This window comes from uncultured Nitratireductor sp., assembly GCF_913053745.1.
Classification (GTDB): Bacteria; Pseudomonadota; Alphaproteobacteria; order Rhizobiales; family Rhizobiaceae; genus Nitratireductor.
On the sequence record NZ_CAJXGF010000092.1, the window covers coordinates 1 to 18,911 of the forward strand.

The 18,911-nt window shown below is 61.6% G+C and carries 17 protein-coding genes; 6 read left to right on the forward strand and 11 right to left on the reverse strand.

The genetic code is table 11. The features are described from left to right. Together QZ638_RS15000 and eutB are read right to left on the reverse strand one after the other, a co-directional pair. Positions 1 to 686 (reverse strand): ornithine cyclodeaminase family protein (locus tag QZ638_RS15000; protein ID WP_295812065.1); only part of this gene is annotated, 686 nt, incomplete at its 3' end. Further along, entirely contained in the window at positions 676 to 1,689 is a 1,014-nt protein-coding gene (gene eutB / locus QZ638_RS15005; RefSeq protein WP_295812067.1) for a hydroxyectoine utilization dehydratase EutB, read from the reverse strand. The genes QZ638_RS15000 and eutB, both read right to left, overlap by 11 nt. Positions 1,690 to 1,945: 256 nt before the next feature. On the opposite strand from eutB, the gene doeA reads away from it, so the two are divergent. From doeA to QZ638_RS15020, 3 genes are read left to right on the forward strand one after another with little or no spacing between them, the layout of a single operon-like run. After that, positions 1,946 to 3,130 (forward strand): ectoine hydrolase DoeA, encoded by a 1,185-nt coding sequence (doeA, locus tag QZ638_RS15010; RefSeq protein ID WP_295812070.1) that lies wholly within the window; start codon positions 1,946 to 1,948, stop codon positions 3,128 to 3,130. A gap of 3 nt (positions 3,131 to 3,133) precedes the next feature. Beyond that, positions 3,134 to 4,306 (forward strand): acetylornithine deacetylase, encoded by a 1,173-nt coding sequence (argE, locus tag QZ638_RS15015; RefSeq protein ID WP_295812073.1) that lies wholly within the window; start codon positions 3,134 to 3,136, stop codon positions 4,304 to 4,306. A 9-nt stretch (positions 4,307 to 4,315) separates the two neighbouring features. After that, positions 4,316 to 5,008, forward strand: a complete 693-nt coding sequence (locus tag QZ638_RS15020; RefSeq protein WP_295812075.1) for a GntR family transcriptional regulator — start codon at positions 4,316 to 4,318, stop codon at positions 5,006 to 5,008. Between the two features lie 5 nt (positions 5,009 to 5,013). Here QZ638_RS15020 and QZ638_RS15025 read toward each other — a convergent pair whose 3' ends face one another. Genes QZ638_RS15025 through QZ638_RS15050 form a run of 6 tightly spaced genes read right to left on the reverse strand, consistent with a single transcriptional unit; the run spans position 5,014 to position 11,563 of the window. Next, positions 5,014 to 5,916, reverse strand: coding sequence for a carbohydrate kinase family protein (locus tag QZ638_RS15025; RefSeq protein ID WP_295812077.1), 903 nt, complete (start codon positions 5,914 to 5,916; stop codon positions 5,014 to 5,016). Continuing rightward, positions 5,913 to 6,971 (reverse strand): sn-glycerol-3-phosphate ABC transporter ATP-binding protein UgpC, encoded by a 1,059-nt coding sequence (gene ugpC / locus QZ638_RS15030; RefSeq protein WP_295812080.1) that lies wholly within the window; start codon positions 6,969 to 6,971, stop codon positions 5,913 to 5,915. The genes QZ638_RS15025 and ugpC overlap by 4 nt, the downstream gene beginning before the upstream one ends. Positions 6,972 to 6,975: 4 nt before the next feature. Further along, on the reverse strand, positions 6,976 to 8,463 hold the full coding sequence (argH, locus tag QZ638_RS15035) for an argininosuccinate lyase (RefSeq protein WP_295812083.1): 1,488 nt from the start codon (positions 8,461 to 8,463) through the stop codon (positions 6,976 to 6,978). Positions 8,464 to 8,470: 7 nt separating this feature from the next. Then, the gene (locus QZ638_RS15040) at positions 8,471 to 9,352 is read right to left on the reverse strand and encodes a carbohydrate ABC transporter permease (protein ID WP_295812086.1); all 882 of its coding nucleotides are present in this window, start codon (positions 9,350 to 9,352) and stop codon (positions 8,471 to 8,473) included. Between the two features lies 1 nt (position 9,353). Beyond that, positions 9,354 to 10,247, reverse strand: coding sequence for a carbohydrate ABC transporter permease (locus QZ638_RS15045; protein WP_295812089.1), 894 nt, complete (start codon positions 10,245 to 10,247; stop codon positions 9,354 to 9,356). A 56-nt stretch (positions 10,248 to 10,303) separates the two neighbouring features. After that, the gene (locus QZ638_RS15050) at positions 10,304 to 11,563 is read right to left on the reverse strand and encodes an extracellular solute-binding protein (RefSeq protein ID WP_295812090.1); all 1,260 of its coding nucleotides are present in this window, start codon (positions 11,561 to 11,563) and stop codon (positions 10,304 to 10,306) included. A gap of 165 nt (positions 11,564 to 11,728) precedes the next feature. Here QZ638_RS15050 and QZ638_RS15055 point away from each other — a divergent pair, with 165 nt between their 5' ends. Genes QZ638_RS15055 through QZ638_RS15065 form a run of 3 tightly spaced genes read left to right on the forward strand, consistent with a single transcriptional unit; the run spans position 11,729 to position 16,188 of the window. Then, entirely contained in the window at positions 11,729 to 12,928 is a 1,200-nt protein-coding gene (locus QZ638_RS15055; RefSeq protein WP_295812092.1) for an ROK family protein, read from the forward strand. 21 nt (positions 12,929 to 12,949) lie between these two features. Continuing rightward, positions 12,950 to 15,304: a PIG-L family deacetylase gene (locus QZ638_RS15060; RefSeq protein ID WP_295812094.1), complete on the forward strand. Its 2,355-nt coding sequence runs from the start codon at positions 12,950 to 12,952 to the stop codon at positions 15,302 to 15,304. Next, entirely contained in the window at positions 15,301 to 16,188 is an 888-nt protein-coding gene (locus tag QZ638_RS15065) for a DMT family transporter (RefSeq protein ID WP_295812096.1), read from the forward strand. Before QZ638_RS15060 ends, QZ638_RS15065 begins: the two co-directional genes overlap by 4 nt. A gap of 14 nt (positions 16,189 to 16,202) precedes the next feature. On the opposite strand, the gene QZ638_RS15070 is transcribed toward QZ638_RS15065, so the two are convergent. The 3 genes from QZ638_RS15070 to QZ638_RS15080 form a co-directional block, all read right to left on the reverse strand. Then, positions 16,203 to 17,738 (reverse strand): tripartite tricarboxylate transporter permease, encoded by a 1,536-nt coding sequence (locus QZ638_RS15070; RefSeq protein ID WP_295812097.1) that lies wholly within the window; start codon positions 17,736 to 17,738, stop codon positions 16,203 to 16,205. A 16-nt stretch (positions 17,739 to 17,754) separates the two neighbouring features. Next, positions 17,755 to 18,186, reverse strand: a complete 432-nt coding sequence (locus tag QZ638_RS15075; protein ID WP_295812098.1) for a tripartite tricarboxylate transporter TctB family protein — start codon at positions 18,184 to 18,186, stop codon at positions 17,755 to 17,757. 83 nt (positions 18,187 to 18,269) lie between these two features. After that, the coding region (locus QZ638_RS15080) for a tripartite tricarboxylate transporter substrate-binding protein (protein WP_295812100.1) at positions 18,270 to 18,911 on the reverse strand (642 nt) is incomplete at its 5' end.

An 18,911-nucleotide genomic window follows, 5' to 3' on the forward strand; every position in this document is an offset into this window, starting at 1 on the left:
GAGCCCATCGCCGTGATGTGAAGGCCGGGATGGAGCCATTCGGCCATGAGAACGGGTTCGCGTGCGGGTGTTGTGGTGACGACGAGCTGGCTTTCAGCGACGAGTCGGGCCGGGTCCGTCTCGGCCCGTACCTCGATTTCGAGGCTTTGGGCCAAATCGTCCGCGCAGGCCGCCGCCTTTGCGGCGTCTCGGCCCCACACGAGAAGCCGGGAGAAAGGTCGCACCTGATGGGCGGCGATCATCTGCAGCCGGGCTTGCACGCCTGTTCCCATGACGCCGGCCGTCTCGATTTTCGAGGGTGCGAGGTAACGACTGGCGACCGCACCGGCGGCGGCAGTGCGCACATCCGTCAGGAACCCGTTGTCGAGCAGAAGTGCTTCCACGAGGCCGGTCTTGGCCGAAAACAGAATCATCAGCCCGTTGAGGCTCGGCAGACCGATCTTCGGGTTGTCGAAGAAACCGGGACTGACCTTGATTGCGAAACCATCGAAGCCCGGGATGTAGGCCGTTTTCACGTCTACCTCGCCATGGGCCTGCGGAATATCCATGGAGAGGATTGGCGGCATGATGACCTCGCCGGAAGCGAGCGCGCGAAAGGCGCTCTCCACCACGTCGATCGCTTTCAGGTCGAGCTGGACGGCTTTGCGCAGTTCGGCTTCGGTGAGAATGAGGATATCATGCGGCATGGTGGTGTCCCTTCAGCGTTGTGTCGCCGAGATGCACGTCTCGGCCCGAGATAATGTCGGTGAACACCTTCATATCGACATTGCGGCCGGTGATGAGTGTGGCGATGGGGCCGGGCTGGACGTCGAGCCTGCCGGAGATCAGTGCCGCCGCGCCGACGGCGCTCGCCCCTTCGCAGACCAGGCGGTCCTCATGGTAGTGCACTTGCATGGCGCGGTAGATCTCTTCTTCGCTGACGAGGACGACATCGTCGAGAAAGCGGCGGCAAAGCTCGAAGGAATAACGATTTTCAGCACCGATACCGCCACCGAGCGAATCGGCAAGGCTCGCGATTTCGGTTACGGCCACGGGTTTTCCCGCGGCCATGGACGCGTGCATGGCCGCGCCGTGCTCCATGGTGATGCCGATCACGCGGATCGAAGGCTTGATGGTCTTGAGCGCGCAGGCGATGCCACCGGCAAGTCCACCGCCCGAAAGCGGGATGAGAACGGTTGCAAGGTCGGGCCGCCGATCCAGGAGCTCCAGGCCAATCGTGCCCTGGCCAGCGATCACATGAAGATCGTCGAAGGGCGAAATCTCGTAGAAACCTTCCTCTTTTGCGAGGCGGAGACTCTCCACCTGCGCCTCGTCCTGGCTTCTGCCAACAATCCGCGCTTCGGCCCCCAGCGCGCGGATCCCGGCGACTTTCGTTTCGGGCACGAGATTGGACATGCAGATGACAGCGCGCAAGCCGCGTGCGCGGGCGGCATAGGCCACCGCACGACCATGATTGCCGGTCGAGCAGCAGGTGACGCCCTTCGTGCCCTCCGGCAGGTTCAATACCGCATTGGCGGCACCCCGCAGCTTGAAAGCGCCGGTCGCCTGGCCGATCTCGAGCTTCAAAAGCACATCGTCGCCGGCGATCCGGCTGAGAAAGGGCGAGGGAGGCAGTGGCGTATCGAGTGTCGCAACGTCCGCAATGCGGCGCCGGGCGTCCAGAATATCGGCAAGCGTCAGCGCTGTCATGGCAGCGCGGCCGATACGAGCAGGGTCGTGTGACGCATGAAAGGCTCCGTGATGCACGAGGTGGGGGCGTTTCTGGAACTTGTACACATCATCGCCAGGCGGGAAAGCAAAACAGCGACATTCGATGTCGCTTTCGTGCGATTCCAGCTTTGAAAAATATGATGATGGAGTAGTTGTACACAAGGTTGCGAATGCCTGTTCGGTGTACGGTTTCGCCGGGTGCGTCAGCGTCCGGCTTTTCGCATGTGGAGGAACCATGCCAGCAGCCGAAATGCCCTTCAGCGCGCAGGAATATGCCGCGCGCCTCGATAAGACCCGCAACGCCATGGAGGCGAAGGGTATCGACGTTCTTTTCGTGGAGGATCCGTCCAACATGGCCTGGCTGACGGGCTATGACGGATGGTCGTTCTACGTCCATCAGGGCGTGATCGTCTTCAAGGATGCCGATCCGATCTGGTGGGGCCGCGCCATGGATGGAAACGGCGCGGTGCGCACCGTCTACATGGATGACGAGCGGGTGCTGCGCTACCCGGATCATTATGTGCAGGCGAATACGCTGCATCCCATGCAGCATCTGGCCGAAATCCTGCGCGCTCATGGTTATGGCAACCAGCGCATCGGTGTCGAGCTGGAAAACTACTACTTTTCCGCCAAGGCCTATCTGGTTTTGAAGGAAGAGTTGCCCAATGCGACATTCGTCGACGCCACGGCGCTGGTGAACTGGCAGCGCGCGGTGAAATCCGATGAGGAAATCGTCTTCATGCGCCGCGCGGCGCGCATCTCCGAAAAAATGATCGACGGCATTGTCGAACGCATCGAGCCAGGCCTGAAGAAGAACGATCTCGTCGCCGAGATTTATGCCGATGCGATCCGCGGCGTCGATGACGACTGGGGCGAGTATCCGGCGATCGTGCCGCTTCTGCCTACGGGTTCGGATGCAGCCGCGCCGCATCTGACCTGGGACGGACGCCGCTTCGAGCAGGGGCATGCGACGTTCTTCGAAATCGCCGGCTGCTATCGCCGCTATCACGCGCCGCTCTGCAGGACCGTGTTTCTCGGCACACCGCCGCAACACATGCTGGATGCGGAAAAGGCGTTGGTGGAAGGAATCGAAGCCGGACTCGACATCGCTCGTCCGGGCAATCGCGCCGGGCAGATCGCCGATGCGCTTTACGGGGCGCTTGAGAAGGCCGGCATCACACGCGATGGACGCTGCGGCTATCCGATCGGTATTTCCTATCCCCCGGACTGGGGCGAGCGCACCATTTCGCTCCGCCGCGAGGACGAGACGATCCTTGAAGCGGGCATGACGTTCCATTTCATGCCGGGCTTGTGGATGGCCGACTGGGGGCTCGAAATCACTGAAAGCATCCTGATTACGGAGGACGGGCCTGCGGAAGCCTTGTGCCGCCGGCCGCGCGAACTGATCGTGAAGTCTTGATCCATGGCTTCGGAAACGCTTGAGAACACGTCCCGCATTCTGGCCGATCTGGTGGGGTTCCCCACCATTTCGGCCGAAAGCAATCTGGAAATGATTGCTTATGCGAGCGAGATCCTGAGTGCTCTCGGTGCCCGGCTCTCGGTGACGCTCGACGAGAGCGGCCGAAAGGCCAATCTGTTCGCCACGCTCGGACCGGATGGTGACGGCGGTATCGTGCTTTCCGGTCATTCCGATGTCGTGCCGGTGGACGGGCAGGAATGGACCAGCGACCCGTTTGCCCTGCGCAGGGCCAATGGGAATCTCTACGGGCGCGGCACATGCGACATGAAAGGTTTTATCGCCTGCTGTCTCGCCATGGCGCCGCAATTCGCAGAGTTCGATTTGAAGCGGCCGCTGCATTTCGCCTTCACCTATGACGAGGAGGTGGGATGCTTCGGTGCGCGCGCATTGGTAGAGGAGCTTGAACGCGCCGAAATCAGGCCGTCCGTGTCGATTATCGGCGAGCCGACCATGATGCGCATTATCGAGGGTCACAAGGGCTGTTTCGAATACACGACCGAGTTTCGCGGACTGGCCGGCCACGCTTCCGGGCCGGAGCGCGGCGTCAACGCGGTGGAATACGCGGTACGTTATATCTCGCGACTGATGGCTATCGCCGAGGAGCTCAAGTCACGGGCACCGCACGGCAACCGTTTCGATCCGCCCTGGACGACGCTTCAAGTGGGCACGATCTCCGGCGGAGCCGCACGCAATGTGATTGCCGATCACTGTTCGGTGGAATGGGAAATGCGCCCCGTGCGAAACGAGGACGCGGATTTCGTAAAAGACCGCATCCACGCCTATGCCGAAACGGAACTGAAGCCGGCCATGCGTGCGGTTTTCGAAGGGTCCGACATCGTGACCCATGTAATAGGCGAGGTCGATGGGCTGGAGCCTGTAAGCGAATCGGAGGCGCGGCGGACCGTCTCCGAACTGACCGGTCTCACCGAGGCGGAAGTCGTTGCGTTCGGCACCGAGGCGGGGCTCTTCCAGAAAGCGGGCATTTCCTCCGTGATTTGTGGACCGGGATCCATCGAGCAGGCTCACAAAGCGGACGAGTTTGTTGCCATAGACCAACTCGATGAATGCCTGGCAATGCTGGAGCGGTTGGGCAGGAGAATGAGCTTAGAGCGATGAGCGACCAAGATGACAGGTGAGGGGCGGGCGCGGTTCGAGCGCATCTACGCGCTGTTGCGCTCGCGCATCTGTCTGCTCGACTATCCGCCTGGCGTGCGGCTGCGCGAAGAAGATCTTGCCAAGGAGTTCGAAACCAGCCGCACGCCGATTCGCCGCGTGCTCGCACGATTGGAAGATGAAGGCTATCTGCGCTCGGTTCACGGTGTGGGAACCATTGTCACCGACATCGATATCGCATCGTTGGAACAGGTCTATCGGTTGCGCGTGGAGCTTTCCGAATTGATCGGCAAGCTTTCTCCCGTCACGCCCGACGAGGAGGCCGCAGACCTATTCGGCGCCATGCGAGCACGGTGCGAAGCATTGGCAAAGTCACCGAACCAACGCGCTTTCGCACAACTCAATATGGACTTCTTCCATCTTCTTATGACGTTGACGGAAAACGAGCCGCTGCAAGAGTTTTCCGAAAGGCTTTACTACCAGACGACACGCATCTGGCTGAAAACCGCTGCGGGACTGGACGGGTACGAGGACACGCTTGCGAGCGAGATCGATTTTTTCCTGCGCGAGGTCTCCGATATTGCTACCGCGGTTGCTTGCGGCGCGCTGGAGACCGTTGGGCAGATACGCCGTGCCCATGTGGCCATGAGCTTTGCCAGGCTCAAGGCGAGGGCGCGCGGCGACGCCTTGCCCGAAGACAGTTAGGGTTCTCAGGAAGCGGTCTCCACAGCCAGCGCCTTGAGGTCGGGCAGGTCGGAAGCGCCGCCGACACGGGTTACGGCTTCCGCCCCGCAGCGATTGCCGGATTCAAGGCATTTTTCGAGGGAATGTCCGGCCAGCCAGGAGGCGATAAAACCAGCATTGAAGGCGTCGCCCGCGCCCGTGGAATCGATTACATCGACCGGGCGCGTCGGTGCCGCAAGAGCTTTTTCGTGTGTAATCGCGACGGATCCCCCGGGGCCGCGCTTCACGACAGTAAGGGGAGCGGGGGGTGCGGAGGCCTCGGAAATGCCAAGCCGTTCCGCCTCGGTCTCGTTTGGCAGGAAAATGTCGACAGACGCAATGAGTTCGGCCAGATCCCCGCGTGCCAGAACGGCATCGTCCCAGGAACAATCGAGCGAAATGGAGAGCCCGGCCATACGCGCTTTTTCAATGAGGAACGGTGCTTCGACCAGGGTCGCCAACTCGCCGATATGCAAATGCACGACGTCGCGGCCGGTCACGGCCTTTTCGAAGCTCTTCGGCACGGCAGGGCCAGCGCGGCGTGTCAGAAAAGCACGCTCTGTACCGGAGACCATGGCAATGGTGATTTGCGGATCGAGGCTGGCCGGTGTCTCTTCCGAGGTGGAAAGGTCAACTCCGCTTGCCCCAAGTTCGGCCATCAACGCAGTGGCGAAGGGTCCGGAGGGCAGTGCCGAGACGAGCGAAACATGGCGCCCCAGAGCGGCCATATAGGCAGCGGTGATGAATGCACCGCCGCCGGGCTTGATGGACAGGCCGCCGGCGAAGACCTCTTCGCCAAGCGTCGGCATCTTCGGCAGTTCCGTGAATATGAGATCGCAATAGAGCCGTCCCACGCTCAGGACGCGCCCCGACCGGCTGGCACGTGTCACGGCAGCGCCTCCCCGGACTTGGCATCAAACAGATGCATTTCACCGGCCTTTGCCGTAAGCTTGACCGTCTCGCCGGCCTTTGGCGGTTTGCGGCCCGATGCCTTTGCGATCACTTCATGACCATTGACACCGACATAGACCAGCGTGTCTGCGCCGAGCGGCTCGACAATGTTGACCGTGCCCGAGAAAAGCCCATTGCCGCCCGTCACGACGAGGTCGTCGGGACGGATGCCCAGTATCACATCCGAACCTTCATCTGCGCTACGCTGTGGCAGGTCGATGCCCAGACCGTCGCCAAGCTTCACGCCCTTTCCGGTCCAGTTTCCAGGCAGCATGTTCATGGACGGAGCGCCAATGAACTGGGCGACAAAGGTGTTTGCCGGCTTGTGATAGACTTCCAGCGGCGTGCCGACCTGCTGGATGTAGCCATCCTTCATGATCACGATCCGGTCGGCCATGGTCATGGCTTCCACCTGGTCGTGCGTCACGAAAATGATCGTGTTTCCAACGCGTTGGTGCAGTTTCTTGATTTCAAGGCGCATCTGGGTGCGCAATTGCGCATCAAGGTTGGAGAGCGGCTCGTCGAACAGGAAGACGGCGGGATCGCGCACCATGGCGCGGCCGATGGCGACGCGCTGTCGCTGACCGCCGGACAATTGGTTGGGACGACGTTCCAGAAGATCCGTCATGCCGAGGATGGCGGCGACCTCGTCGATGCGCTTGTCCTTGGCTTCCTTCGAGAGTTTCGAGGTGCGCAGACCGAAGCCGATATTCTTGCGCACGGACATGTGCGGATAGATGGCGTAGTTCTGGAACACCATGGCGATATCGCGCTCCTTGGGTTCCAGATTGTTGACCAGTCGGTCGCCGATATGGATCTCGCCGCCGGTAACCTCTTCGAGACCGGCGATCATGCGCAGCGTGGTGGACTTGCCACAGCCCGATGGACCGACAAAGACAACGAACTCGCCATCGGCCACGTCAAGGCCGATGCCATGAAGCACCTCCACCTTGCCGTAAGATTTAACGAGATTGCGAAGGGACAAGGTGGCCAAGGGGTTACTCCTGCAAGAGAGCGCCGAAGGCGGCAGCGAGTGCGGCTTCGGCTTTTTCGACGCGGGCAAGGTCCGCTGCCTGTTGTTCTGAAAGGCGGGTGAGGGTGGCGCGATAGGTGCGAAGCGCCTCGTTCATGGCTTCGGGACCCGGTCCGCCGAAGCGCTCGCGCACCGCCACGAAATGGCGCGCGCTGACGGCTTCGGTATAGGCTGGACGGTCGAGCGTGCTGTCGCGCCCGGCAAGTTCCCTGAACGCGGCTGAGAAGGCTTCGAACCCTTCGCCGAGCGGCTTGCCGGCGGCAATCACGGCGCGGGCCGTGGCGGCGGCGATTTCATGCGCCTGCCGGAAGGAAAGCCCCTCGCGGCGCACCAGCGTGTCGGCCAGCTCCGTGACCGTGATGCAGGCGGCGTCTGAGTTTTTCGCGACCCGTTCGCCATCAATGGAAACGGCGCTGATCAGGGCTGCCAGAAGATCGAGCACGCGCGCGCCGCTCTGGAAGGCCGCATAGCCGGCCACCTGAACTTCGCCCTCGCTGTCATTCATGTCGGTGAAGGGCGTGTTGTGCATGGTGTTGACGACCGCATCGGCGCGTCCGCACGTCATGGAGGCGAGATGGCGCAGATGCTCGATGGGAACGGGATTGCGCTTTTGCGGCATGATGGACGAAATCTGCACGAGGCTGCCGGGCACATGAAGCTGTCCCACCTCGAAGGCCGACCAGAACTGCATGTCCTGGATCAGGCGGCCAAGGTGCAGGAAGGTGAGTTTGATCGCGCTGTAGAGGCCGGTGACATAGTCGACCGAGGCGATGCAGCCATAGGAATTGCGCAGCGGCTCGGCAAAACCCAACAAGTCGGCCATGCGGGTACGGTCGATGGGAAAGCCGCTGGTGGTGATGGCGGCAGCGCCCATCGGGCAATGGTCGATATTGGCGCGGGCCGCCTGCAGGCGCTCAATGTCACGCAGAAGCACCTCGACGGCGGCCGACAGGTAGTGGCCGAAGGTCGAGGGCTGGGCCGGCTGGCCGTGGGTGTAGGCAACGATCAGCGTGTCGCGCTCGGCCTCGGCCTTGGCGATCAGAGCCGAGGCGAGGGCCTGCGCCTTGCCGATCAGCGTGTCGGCATGGTGCTTCAATGTGAGTTTGAAGACCGTGTGGTCCATGTCATTGCGCGAACGCGCCGTGTGCAGCATGCCGGCGAGATCCGGGCCAAGCCGCTTTTTGAGCTCCGCCTCGACGAGAAAGAAATAGTCTTCCACCTCGCCGGTATAGATGAGGGCATCGACATCGACCGTCTCGTCGATGTCGACGAGGGCGGCTGCGATGCGGGCGGCGTCATCGCGCGTCAGGATGGCGGTCTCCGTCAGCATCACGAGATGCGCCCGGTTGATGGCGCGGAAAGCGCCGACATAATTGGCCTTCACGCCTTCGAACAACGGTGCCAGCACCGTGTCCTTGTAGACGGGATGGGGGAAATTCTCGTTGAGGCTCATGGTGCGCTTATCCCTTCAGACCGGCCATGACGACGCCGCGAATGATGAAGCGCTGGAAGATCAGGAAGACGACCAGCGTCGGCAGCGTGGAGATGGCCGCACCCGTCATGATGAGCTCCCAGGCCACATCCACTTCGTCGCCGAAGCTCGAGAGACCGACCGGCAGCGTGTACATGTCGACCGAATTGGTGACGATCAGCGGCCAGATGAAGGCGGTCCAGTTGCCGAGGAAGACGAAGATCGCAAGGGCTGCAAGCGCCGGGCGCACGAGCGGCATGGCCACCTGCCACCAGATCTGGAACTCGTTCAGCCCGTCAATGCGCGCAGCCTCCAGGAAATCGTCAGGAACGGTCTCAAAAAACTGCTTCATGAGGAAGGTGCCGAAGGCGGTCATGACGCCCGGGAACATGATGCCCCAATAGGTGTCGAGCCAGCCAAAGCTCTTGCTCATGAGATACCACGGGATGACCAGCATCTCGGTCGGGATCATCAGCGTCGACAGGATGGCGATAAAAACGAGGTAGCGGCCGGGGAACTTGAACTTACACAGCGCATAGCCAACCAGCGCGTCGAAGAAGACGGCCGACGCCGTGGTGACGATGGCGATCACCAGAGAATTGACGAACCAGCGGTAGAAACGTCCGTCTTCGAGCACATAGGTGTAGTTCTCGAGCGTGGGTTCTTCCGGGATCAGGTTCAGATTGTAGACCTCGAAAGGAAATTTCAGCGAGGTCGACACCATGAAGACGATGGGCATGATCATGAGAATGCCGCCACCGAACAGGAGCGCCCAGCGGATGAACTGTCCCATATTGCGCCGTGAATTGCGCGACGACCCGGAAAAAAGAGCGTCGGTGGACGCTTTGACGGCGATGTCCTGACTGGCCATGTCAGCTATCCTTCAAAAGTCGAAGCTGGATCAGGCTGACGACCAGCAAAATGGTGAAGAGCACGACGGTCTGCGCTGCCGCATAGCCCATGTTGAAACCGTTGAAGGCGGTGTCGTAGATCAAAAGCACCAGCGGTTTGGTGGAGTTCAGCGGACCGCCAGGATTGTTGGTGGTCATGTTGAAGACCTGATCGAAGATCCGCAGAAAGCCGATAGAGGAGAAAACGACCAGAAACACGATGGTCGGCTTCAGAAGCGGGATGGTGATCTCGGTGAGAACCGTCCAGGTGGACACGCCATCGATGCGCGCGGCCTCGTAATAGCTTTGCGGAATGGCGCGCAGTCCGGCCATGAAAATGATGACCTGAAAGCCGAGGCCGGCCCAGACGGCGCAGGCCAGAACCGAGGGCAGGGCGTTTGTGGTGGAGCTCAGAAACTCGATCTGGCCGATGCCGAAGCTTGCGAGAAAATTGTTGAACACGCCGATGGGGACCGGCTGGTAGAACCAGCGCCACACCCAGGCCATGGCCACTGCGCTTGTCATGAAAGGCAGGAAATAGAGCGCGCGGATCGTGCCGTGCATAAACCGCACCTTGTCGAGGTGATAGGCGATGATGAAGGACAAGACGAGGCTGACCGGTGTGCCCAGGATCAGATACATGAAGGTGTTCTTGAACACCTTCCAGAAGACGGGGTCGCCGAAGAGCTTGGCGTAATTTTCCAGACCGACGAACTTGCGGTCGCCGAGCAGGTTCCATTCCTGAAAGGAAAGAACGAAGGCGTTGGCGGTCGGATAGAAACGGATGACGACGTAGAAGAGCACGGGCAGGGCGAGAAAGGCCCAGGCCCACACAATCTGCTTCTGCGTGATGGATAGTGTGTTGTAAAAGCGCATGACCCGTCCCGGCTGACAATGGGGCGCCCGGCAGATGACCGGACGCCCGAAAGGCCTTATTTCTGGTAGTATTCGTCGAGGATTTTCTGTTCTTCCTCGGCAGCCTGGGAGACGCTCTCTTCAAGCGGCTGGCCCTGCAATTCGATGCGCTGCATCATGTCGACCATCGCCTGACGTTGGGCACTCTCATTGGCGAAAACTGTGGTCTTGGCGTATTCGAGACCTTTGATGAACGGGCCATAGACTGGATGGCTGACGTTCTCGTCGGTCATGGCCGCGGACGGTTTGGCTGGTAGTTCGCCAACGGTCTCAAGCCAGATCTGCATGGCCTCGTCGGAGGTGAGATACTCCATGAACTTGACGGCGGCGTCGAACTTCTCGCCTTCCGCCTTGGAGGTGATGGCGTTCACCCAGTAGGAGGAGTAGTTCGACTTGGTTCCGTCTGGACCGGCCGGCAATTCCGCCACGCTCCACTTCAGGCCGCGCACATTCTCCAGCGCGCCGATGCGGAAGGAACCGTCGATATGCATGCCCGCGCGACCCGCCTTGAAGGCGGCTTGCGGCTCATCCATGAACGCCGCTTTTGTGACGCCGTGCTTGGCCTGCAAATCATTGTAGAAACCAAAGGCTTTCAGGCCGGCTTCATTGTTGTAGTTAACCGTCTTGTAGTCATCCAGATACGGCTCGCCGCCGAACTGGCGGATGAGCACTTCACGGATCCAGTGATGGTCCTGCGCGGTCATGCCGGTGGTGAGGCCCACGGCTGTCAGATTGCCTGCGCCATCCTTCTTGGTGAGCTTCTTTGCGGTTTCAACGAGCTCGTCGAGATTGGCCGGCGGATTCTCGATGCCGGCCTCATCGAACATGCGTTCGTTGTAAAAGAGCGCCAGGGAGCGCACGGCCGTAGGCAGTGCCCAGTAACTGTCGCCCATGCGCATGGCCTGAACCATCGGGAAGAACTCTTCCTCGATCTTTTCCGGAGGGAAGGTATCGTTCGGCAGCGGCTGGATGAGCTCGGCTTCGACGTAATCGTTCAGCCATCCGTAGAAAAGCTGCACCACGTCCGGCCCCTGGCCGGCGGGAATGGCGGCGGCAACCTTGGTGCGGTAGCTGTCATAGGGGAAATGCGTCATCTTGACGGTGATGTCGGGATTGGCTGCCTCGAAATTCTCGATCAGCTTGTCCATCGCATCGACGCGGGCTTCGAAGAAGTACTGCCAGTACTCGATCTCGACGGCCGAGGCACCGGTTGCCGCAGTCGTCAACGCGGCCGTCGCGGCGCCAAGAATGAAACTCCTTAACCTGTACAATCGCATTGTCGTCGCTCCCTTGTGATCGCCACCCGTCCTGCCATCGGGCTCGATTGGCGGCGGTGGCGGTATTCGCCCTCTGTTCGGCCGCCTTGCGGGGCCTTTGGTTCAATTTTCAACGATTAACTCAATCAAGTTGAACGTTCAAGTAAGTTGAATTAATAAGCTTGTATGAAGATCGCCAGTTCTCGCCGCATTATCGGATCGAACGCCGAGCGCACCCGTCTGCACAACCGCCAGGTCGTGCTCGGTCAGATACGCGAAAGACAACCCATCGGGCGCGCAGAGATCGCGCGCAGCTCGGGCTTATCGACTCAGGCGGTGAGCAATATCATCGCCGAGTTGGAGAGCGACGGTTTCCTGATCGAAGCGGGCCGTCAGTCTGCGGGGCGCGGATTGCCGGTGCTCCAATACCGACTCAACGCCAACGGTGCGGCGGCGCTCGGTATCGAGGTCAGGCCGGATGCCATGTTCGGCGCCCTGGTGAACCTTGCAGGCGAGACACTTTTCACCACACGCGAGGTCTTGACTGCAAACGATCCAGTCACGGTGGCAACCACTGCACGCAATATTCGCGCTGCCGCGCTGGCTGGACGTTGCGAAGGAAGCCGGAAAATACTGGGTGCCGGTGTCGTGATGCCCGGCCCCTTCGGTAAGGTGGGCATTTCCGGCGCGGGTCAAACGGCCCTGCACGGCTGGGAGGAAAGCGATCCGGTTTCTCTGTTCGAAAATGCGCTCGATATGGCGGTTGTGGTGGAGAACGACGCGACCGCGGCGGCCGTCGCCGAGCGAGTGCGCGGGGTCGCCATGGGGCTCAGAACCTTCTGTTTCATCTATTTCGGCGCCGGCCTCGGCCTGGGTGTCGTGGCAGATGGAGATACCCAGCGTGGCGCCTTCGGCAATGCCGGCGAGATAGGTCATGTGGTCGTTGCCCCTGGAGGACGCTTGTGCGCATGCGGCAATCGCGGCTGCCTGGAAACCTATGCCAGTCGCATCGCCGTGCGCGCCAAGCTGGCGGCGGCAGGAATCGAGATTGGCAGCGCAACCGACATCGAGAAGCTTTATCGGGCGAAGGACGCGCATTTGATGTCCTGGATCGATGAGGCGGCAGCGCCCCTGTCACAGGCTATCGGCATGATCGAAAACCTGTTCGATCCGGAAACCGTCATCCTCGGTGGAGCGATGCCGGATGCCGTGCTCGATCACTTGATTGCATCGCTCGATCTTCCTGGCGGCTCCGTTGCCGCGCGTGCCGGACGAATCTCACCGCGTGTTCAGCGCGGTGCGTGCGGCCGTCTTACCGCGGCCCTCGGTGGGGCCGCACTCGTCATCCACGATACCGTCACCCCGCGTATTGCCGCAAAGACTTGATTTTCTCTGGGAGACCTAGAAATGCCCGTGTCCGATCAGGAGCGTATTGCCACGCAGATGCGAAACCCGCGCATCGTCAAACTATGGCGGGCACTGGCGCCGCTCAAATCCTGCGTTTCCTTCATGAACACCGGCGCGCATCCCGACGATGAAACTTCGAAGATGCTGGCGGCACTGGGACTGCGGGACGGCATCGCGCTCTCTTTCGCCTGCGCCAACCGTGGCGAGGGTGGACAGAACGCCATCGGCGCGGAGGTGACGCACGATCTTGGTGTGGTGCGTACGGCCGAAATGGAGCGGGCCGCCGATGTGCTTAATCTCAATCTCTACTGGCTGTCGGAAACGCCGGAGGACTCGATCTTCGACTTCGGCTTCTCCAAAAACGGCAAGGAGACGCTGGTCAAATGGGGGCGCCAGCGTACGCTAAAGCGTTTCGTCGAGATCGTGCGCACCGAGCGGCCGGACATCATCTGCCCAACCTTCCTCGATATTCCGGGCCAGCACGGTCATCACCGGGCGATGACGGAACTGGCGCATGACGTAATGAATGCCGCGGCCGATCCGACATTCCCCGATGTCGATCTGCCGGTGTGGCGGGTGAAGAAACTCTATTTGCCGGCGTGGTCGGGCGCGGGCGACGCTTATGACGACGATTTGCCGCCGCCACGCGCCACTCTGACGGTCAAAGGCGGTGGCGACGATCCCGTGACAGGCTGGAGCTGGGCGCAGATCGGCGAGCAGTCGCGAGCCTACCATCGTACGCAGGGTATGGGCCGCTGGGTGCCGCACGGTGAGCCGAACGATTGGCCGCTGCATCTGGTGCGCTCCGAGGTCGAGGGACGGGACGATCGCGTGACCGACGGATTGCCCGGGACCTTGGCCGATTTGGCCGCATTTGCCGAGGCGCCAGAAATCGCGATCTATCTCGATGCCGCACATGGGGCATGTGAAGCTGCCATTGCGTCGTTCCCGAATATGGAAGACGTGGCGTTGCAGGCAGCCGGGGCAATGAGGGCGGTGCGTGCCGCCCGCGATGCGTGCCCGGAGCATGCGCATGGCGAGGTGCAACATCGCCTTGCCGCCAAGGAAGTGCAACTCGCCCATGTAATGCGGATCGCCAGCGGGGTGGAAGTGCGCGCGTCGCTCGATCGTGATGTGTTGCAGCCAGGCGAAAACGCGACCCTGACGATCGAAGCGACAGGATCAGCGGCGGACGTCACGCCCGTGGTGCCGGAGGGATGGCGTATCGTCGACGGCGTTGTCCATGTGCCGGAAGATGCCGCGCCCTCGGATTGCTATCCCATGCACTATCATCCGGGCATAGCACGCCTGCCTGCGGTGCGGATCGGCGTCACGGTCGATGGTGTTTCCGCAGAAACGCTGTTGCCGCTGGAGCGTGCGCCGGTGGTTCTGCCCGCGCGCTCGGCGACGCTTGTGCCTGACCGGGCGCTTATCAATATCGCGGCCGAGGCACGCGAGGTCGATTTACGCGTTTTGGAACGCTTTCCGGCACAGGCTGAAACCGTGCTGGAACTGCCGGAAGGCTGGGCCGCATCCCCGATGACCGGCGGTTTCCGCGTTACAGCGCCTGAAACCATCGCGCCGGGGCTTTATGATTTGCCGCTGTACATTGACGGTCAGCCAGCCGAAACGGTTCGCCGGTTCGACTATCCGCATACCGGCGCGCGGGCGCGCGCCTTTCCGGCCGAGCTTTCGCTGCGGGTACTCGACGTGGCGCTGCCGGATGTGCGTGTCGGTTATGTGGGCGGCGGCAATGATCGCGTCGGACTGTGGCTCCGCGCACTGGGTCTCGATGTCACCGACATGGCCGACGAGGCGCTGACGGCTGAAGGGCTGAAGGACATCGACACGCTGGTGGCGGGCATTTTCGCCATGCGCACCCGTCCGGCGCTGAAGGAGGCGATGCCTGTGGTGAAAACCTGGGTGGAGGGCGGCGGCAATCTGGTCACGCTCTATCACCGCCCCTGGGATGCGTGGAACCCCGATACGGTGCCGCCGCGTCGGCTGGAGATCGGCAAACCCTCGCTGCGCTGGCGCGTGACGGACGAGAATGCCGAAGTGACCCATCTTGCGCCGGACCATCCGCTGCTCAACACGCCGAACCGCATAACGGATGAGGACTGGAAGGACTGGCACAAGGAGCGCGGGCTCTATTTCGCCAAGAGCTGGGACGACGCCTATGAGCCGCTTCTGTCCATGGCCGATCCGGAGGAGGACGCGCATCAGGGCGCGCTTCTTTCAGCGCGGATCGGCAAGGGGCGGCACACGCATGTGGCGCTGATCCTGCATCACCAGATGGAGAAACTGGTGCCCGGAGCATTCCGTTTGATGGCGAATCTGTTGGCGCTGCCGTGAGTGGCGGCGCCACCGCAAAGGACAATCTGCGTGCCGGCGCTTGGCTGCTGGCGGATATGGGTCTCAACATCTGGGCCATATCCATCGTCAAGGCGCTGGGCGCGGGCTATCCGCCGTGGCAACTTGTCTTTTTGCGGGCGGTGGTCGGTTTCTGCCTGATCCTGCCTTGGCTCGCCCATCAGCGGGAGGTGTTGCGGGGGATCGATCGCTTGCCGCTCCATGTGTTTCGCGTGTTCCTGTCGGCGGTGGCGCTTACCGGTGGTTTTTATGCCGTCGCGCATCTGCCGCTGGCGCTCTATATGACTATGAATTTTACGCGGCCCGTGGTTCTCGTGGCGCTCTCGGCTTTGATCTTGCGCGAGGCTGTTTCTGGTTCGCGCTGGCTGGCGGCAGGGCTGGGGCTCGTGGGCGCGTTCATTGCCGCAAGTCCGGGCAATGTTCCGTGGACACCGGCGCTTCTGGCCGCTCTCGCAGCCGTTCTGGCCGGAACTGGCGCGATCATCGTCACAAGGCAGCTCAAAGGAACGCCGCCGGTGGTGATGATGCTGTTTTACACGGGCGGTCTGGCACTCATCACGGCCTGGCCGGCGTTTTCGGGCTGGCAGAACGTGGCGACCGGCCATTGGCCGTTTCTCCTGGCCGTGGGCGTTTTTTCGCAAGCCGCACAGTTCTGTTTCCTGCGGGCCCACTGGCTGGGGGACGCCGGGTTTCTGGGGCCGCTCGGTTATTCGAGCCTTATCCTCTCGGGCGCGGTGGGCTATGTTTTCTTCGACGAGGTGCCGACACTGAACACGGTGATCGGCGCGGCTATCATCGTTGCGGCCACGGCTTTTCTCACATTGAGAACGGCGCGGCTGAGAAGCCACGCCGCCTCTGGCAATTGATCGGCAAAAGCGGATCAGTCCGGATCGGCGCCCTCGGCGACGGGTTCATCGGCGATCTTGGGCCGGAAATAGCGGCCGACGAGTAGCGGCAGCACGAAACCGACGATGGCGAAAGTCCACAGTCCGATGGCGAGCCACGAGTTGAACAGCATCGTCCAGTCGCCATCGTGAATGGTCATGGCCCGACGCAGGTTCTTTTCCATCTGATCGCCGAGCAACACGCCGAGGATGATTGGCACCAACGGCACGTCGAGCTTGCGCAACACCCAGCCCATCACGCCGAAGGCGACCATGACCACCAGGTCGAAAGTGGAGCCGGAAATGCCGTAGATACCGACGAAGGAGATCATCGCCACGGCGGGCATCAGATAGCGGGTCGGGATCAGAAGCACGCGCACGAACAGCGATACCAGCGGCAGGTTCATGGCCAGAAGCATGATGTTGCCGATGAAGAGGGCGGCGATCAGACCCCAGACCACATCCGGATTTTGCTGGAAGAGCAGGGGACCGGGCGTGATGTTGAGCGCGAGCAGCATGGCAAGCAGAACGGCGGTGGTGCCGGAACCAGGAACGCCGAGTGCCAGCATCGGCACCAGCGCGCCGCCGGCGGCGGAGTTGTTGCCGGCCTCGGGCGCGGCCACACCGCGCGGGTCACCCTTGCCGAACGTGCCTTTGCGGTCGGAAATGCGCTTTTCGAACGTGTAGGCGATAAACGATCCGAGCGACGCACCCGCCCCGGGCAGGACACCGGCGATGAAACCGAAGACGGTCGAGCGGCCCATTGCGGGGATCGTCGAACGCACCATCTTCCATGGCGGCACGATACGGCCCACTTTCACGACCTTGTCGTCAGCACCGCTGCCGGCGCGATGCTCGAGGAAGATGAAGACTTCCGAGAGTGCGAACAGGCCAACGATGGCGACGAGAAAATCGATGCCGTCGTAGAGATGCACTTCGCCGAAGGAGAAGCGCGGCACGCCGGTCTGGCCGTCGACACCGATGGTTGCGATGCCCAGTCCGATCACCGCTGCCAGCGCCGCCTTGGCCTGGTTGCGGCTGGCGATGCCACCGAGCGTGGCGAAAGCGAGCACGAACAATGCGAAATATTCGGCCGGACCGAACAGCAGGGCGACCTTGACCAGTTGCGGCGCGAGGAAGACGAGCCCCCAGGTGGCGAAGAACGCACCGATGAAGGATGCCAGGCCGGAAATGGCCAGCGCTTCACCGGCCTTTCCCGCTTTGGCCATGGGATGACCGTCGAGGGTTGTCATCAGGGCCGGTTCGTCGCCTGGAATGTTGAGCAGGATCGACGAGATACGGCCGCCATACATGGCGCCGTAATAGACACTGGTCAGAAGAATGAGGGCCGGCGTGGCCGGCAGACCGAGAGTGAAGGCGAGCGGAATGAGGATCGCCACGCCGTTGGATGGGCCGAGCCCCGGCAATGCGCCGATGATGGTGCCCAGAAAGCAGCCGATCAGCGCCAGCATGAGGTTCTGCCAGGTCAGCGCGACAGCAAAACCGTCTGCGAGTGAACCGAGTGTTTCCATGAAAGGGCCTCCCGCCTCAGAAGCCCCAGGGGCCGCGTGCCAGCGACAGCCCGAGGACGAGATGGAAAATGACGTAGATGCCAACGGCGATCAGCACGCCGGCGATGATGGCGGAGAGAGGGTGCGAACCCAGACGCCAGGAAAGATAGCTTGCCGCGATGGCCGTGCAGACCACGAAACCGTATTCCTTCAGGAACAGCGCGTAGGCGATCATCACAGCGGTGGCGACGCCGATTTCGAACAGCCGTGCGAAAGTGGGCCATTCCGGCTCGGTGTCTGGCTTGATCATGATGACCGTGCTGGAGATCGCGAGCACGGTGCCGATCATGTACGGAAAAGCCTTGGGACCGAAAGGGTCGGAGATAAAGCTCAGTTCGATTTGTGTCGCCTGCCATAAGTAGAAGGCGGCGAGCAGGAAACCGAAAACGCCGAAGATGCGGTCGCTCATGACGGACGTGTTCCCCTGTTTGTACCTGATACAATTCGGGCCCGCGGGAGCGCCCGGCAGGCCCGATGAGGATGGCTCGTGTCTTACTTCACGATGCCGATCTGCTTCGACAGATCGGTGATGGAATCGATGGATTCCTTCACGAACGCCTGGAACTTCTCGCCCTGCAGGTCGAGCGGCGCGAGACCGTTCTGTGCCATGATCTGCTTCCACTCATCCGAAGCGTAGACGTTGCTGACGGCATCCACCCAATAGGCATAAGCCTCATCCGACATGTTGCCGGGGGCGTAGAAACCGCGCCAGTTCGCGCCGATCACATCGATGCCCTGCTCCTTGGCGGTCGGAAAGGAGGCGAAATCGCCCTCGAGGCGTTCCGGCGCCAGAACGGCGATCACTTTGATGTCGCCGGAGTCCACAAAACCCTTGGCTTCCGACGCGTCGCCGGTAAAGGCCTGAACGGAGCCGGCAAGCAGTTGTGTAACAGCTTCCCCGCCACCGTCGAAAGCGACGTATTTCACCTGGCGGACATCTTCGATGCCGGCCTTGGAAGCGGCGATCAGAACCTTCAGATGATCCCATCCGCCAACGGCCGAACCGCCGGCGACCGAAACGGCGGCCGGGTCGGCCTTGATCTTTTCCATAAGCTCGGGAAGCGTGTTGACGGGTGAATCCTTGGCCACCGCGATAACGCCATAGTCCGCGCCGACCGAACCGATCCAGCGGAC

Excerpts from the sequence above, each read along its gene's own strand:
- eutB (WP_295812067.1), bottom strand. The coding sequence starts at position 1,689 with ATGACAGCGCTGACGCTTGCCGATATTCTGGACGCCCGGCGCCGCATT.
- doeA (WP_295812070.1), top strand. The coding sequence starts at position 1,946 with ATGCCAGCAGCCGAAATGCCCTTCAGCGCGCAGGAATATGCCGCGCGC.
- argE (WP_295812073.1), top strand. The coding sequence starts at position 3,134 with ATGGCTTCGGAAACGCTTGAGAACACGTCCCGCATTCTGGCCGATCTG.
- QZ638_RS15020 (WP_295812075.1), top strand. The coding sequence starts at position 4,316 with ATGACAGGTGAGGGGCGGGCGCGGTTCGAGCGCATCTACGCGCTGTTG.
- argH (WP_295812083.1), bottom strand. The coding sequence starts at position 8,463 with ATGAGCCTCAACGAGAATTTCCCCCATCCCGTCTACAAGGACACGGTG.
- QZ638_RS15040 (WP_295812086.1), bottom strand. The coding sequence starts at position 9,352 with ATGGCCAGTCAGGACATCGCCGTCAAAGCGTCCACCGACGCTCTTTTT.
- QZ638_RS15045 (WP_295812089.1), bottom strand. The coding sequence starts at position 10,247 with ATGCGCTTTTACAACACACTATCCATCACGCAGAAGCAGATTGTGTGG.
- QZ638_RS15050 (WP_295812090.1), bottom strand. The coding sequence starts at position 11,563 with ATGCGATTGTACAGGTTAAGGAGTTTCATTCTTGGCGCCGCGACGGCC.
- QZ638_RS15055 (WP_295812092.1), top strand. The coding sequence starts at position 11,729 with ATGAAGATCGCCAGTTCTCGCCGCATTATCGGATCGAACGCCGAGCGC.
- QZ638_RS15060 (WP_295812094.1), top strand. The coding sequence starts at position 12,950 with ATGCCCGTGTCCGATCAGGAGCGTATTGCCACGCAGATGCGAAACCCG.
- QZ638_RS15070 (WP_295812097.1), bottom strand. The coding sequence starts at position 17,738 with ATGGAAACACTCGGTTCACTCGCAGACGGTTTTGCTGTCGCGCTGACC.
- QZ638_RS15075 (WP_295812098.1), bottom strand. The coding sequence starts at position 18,186 with ATGAGCGACCGCATCTTCGGCGTTTTCGGTTTCCTGCTCGCCGCCTTC.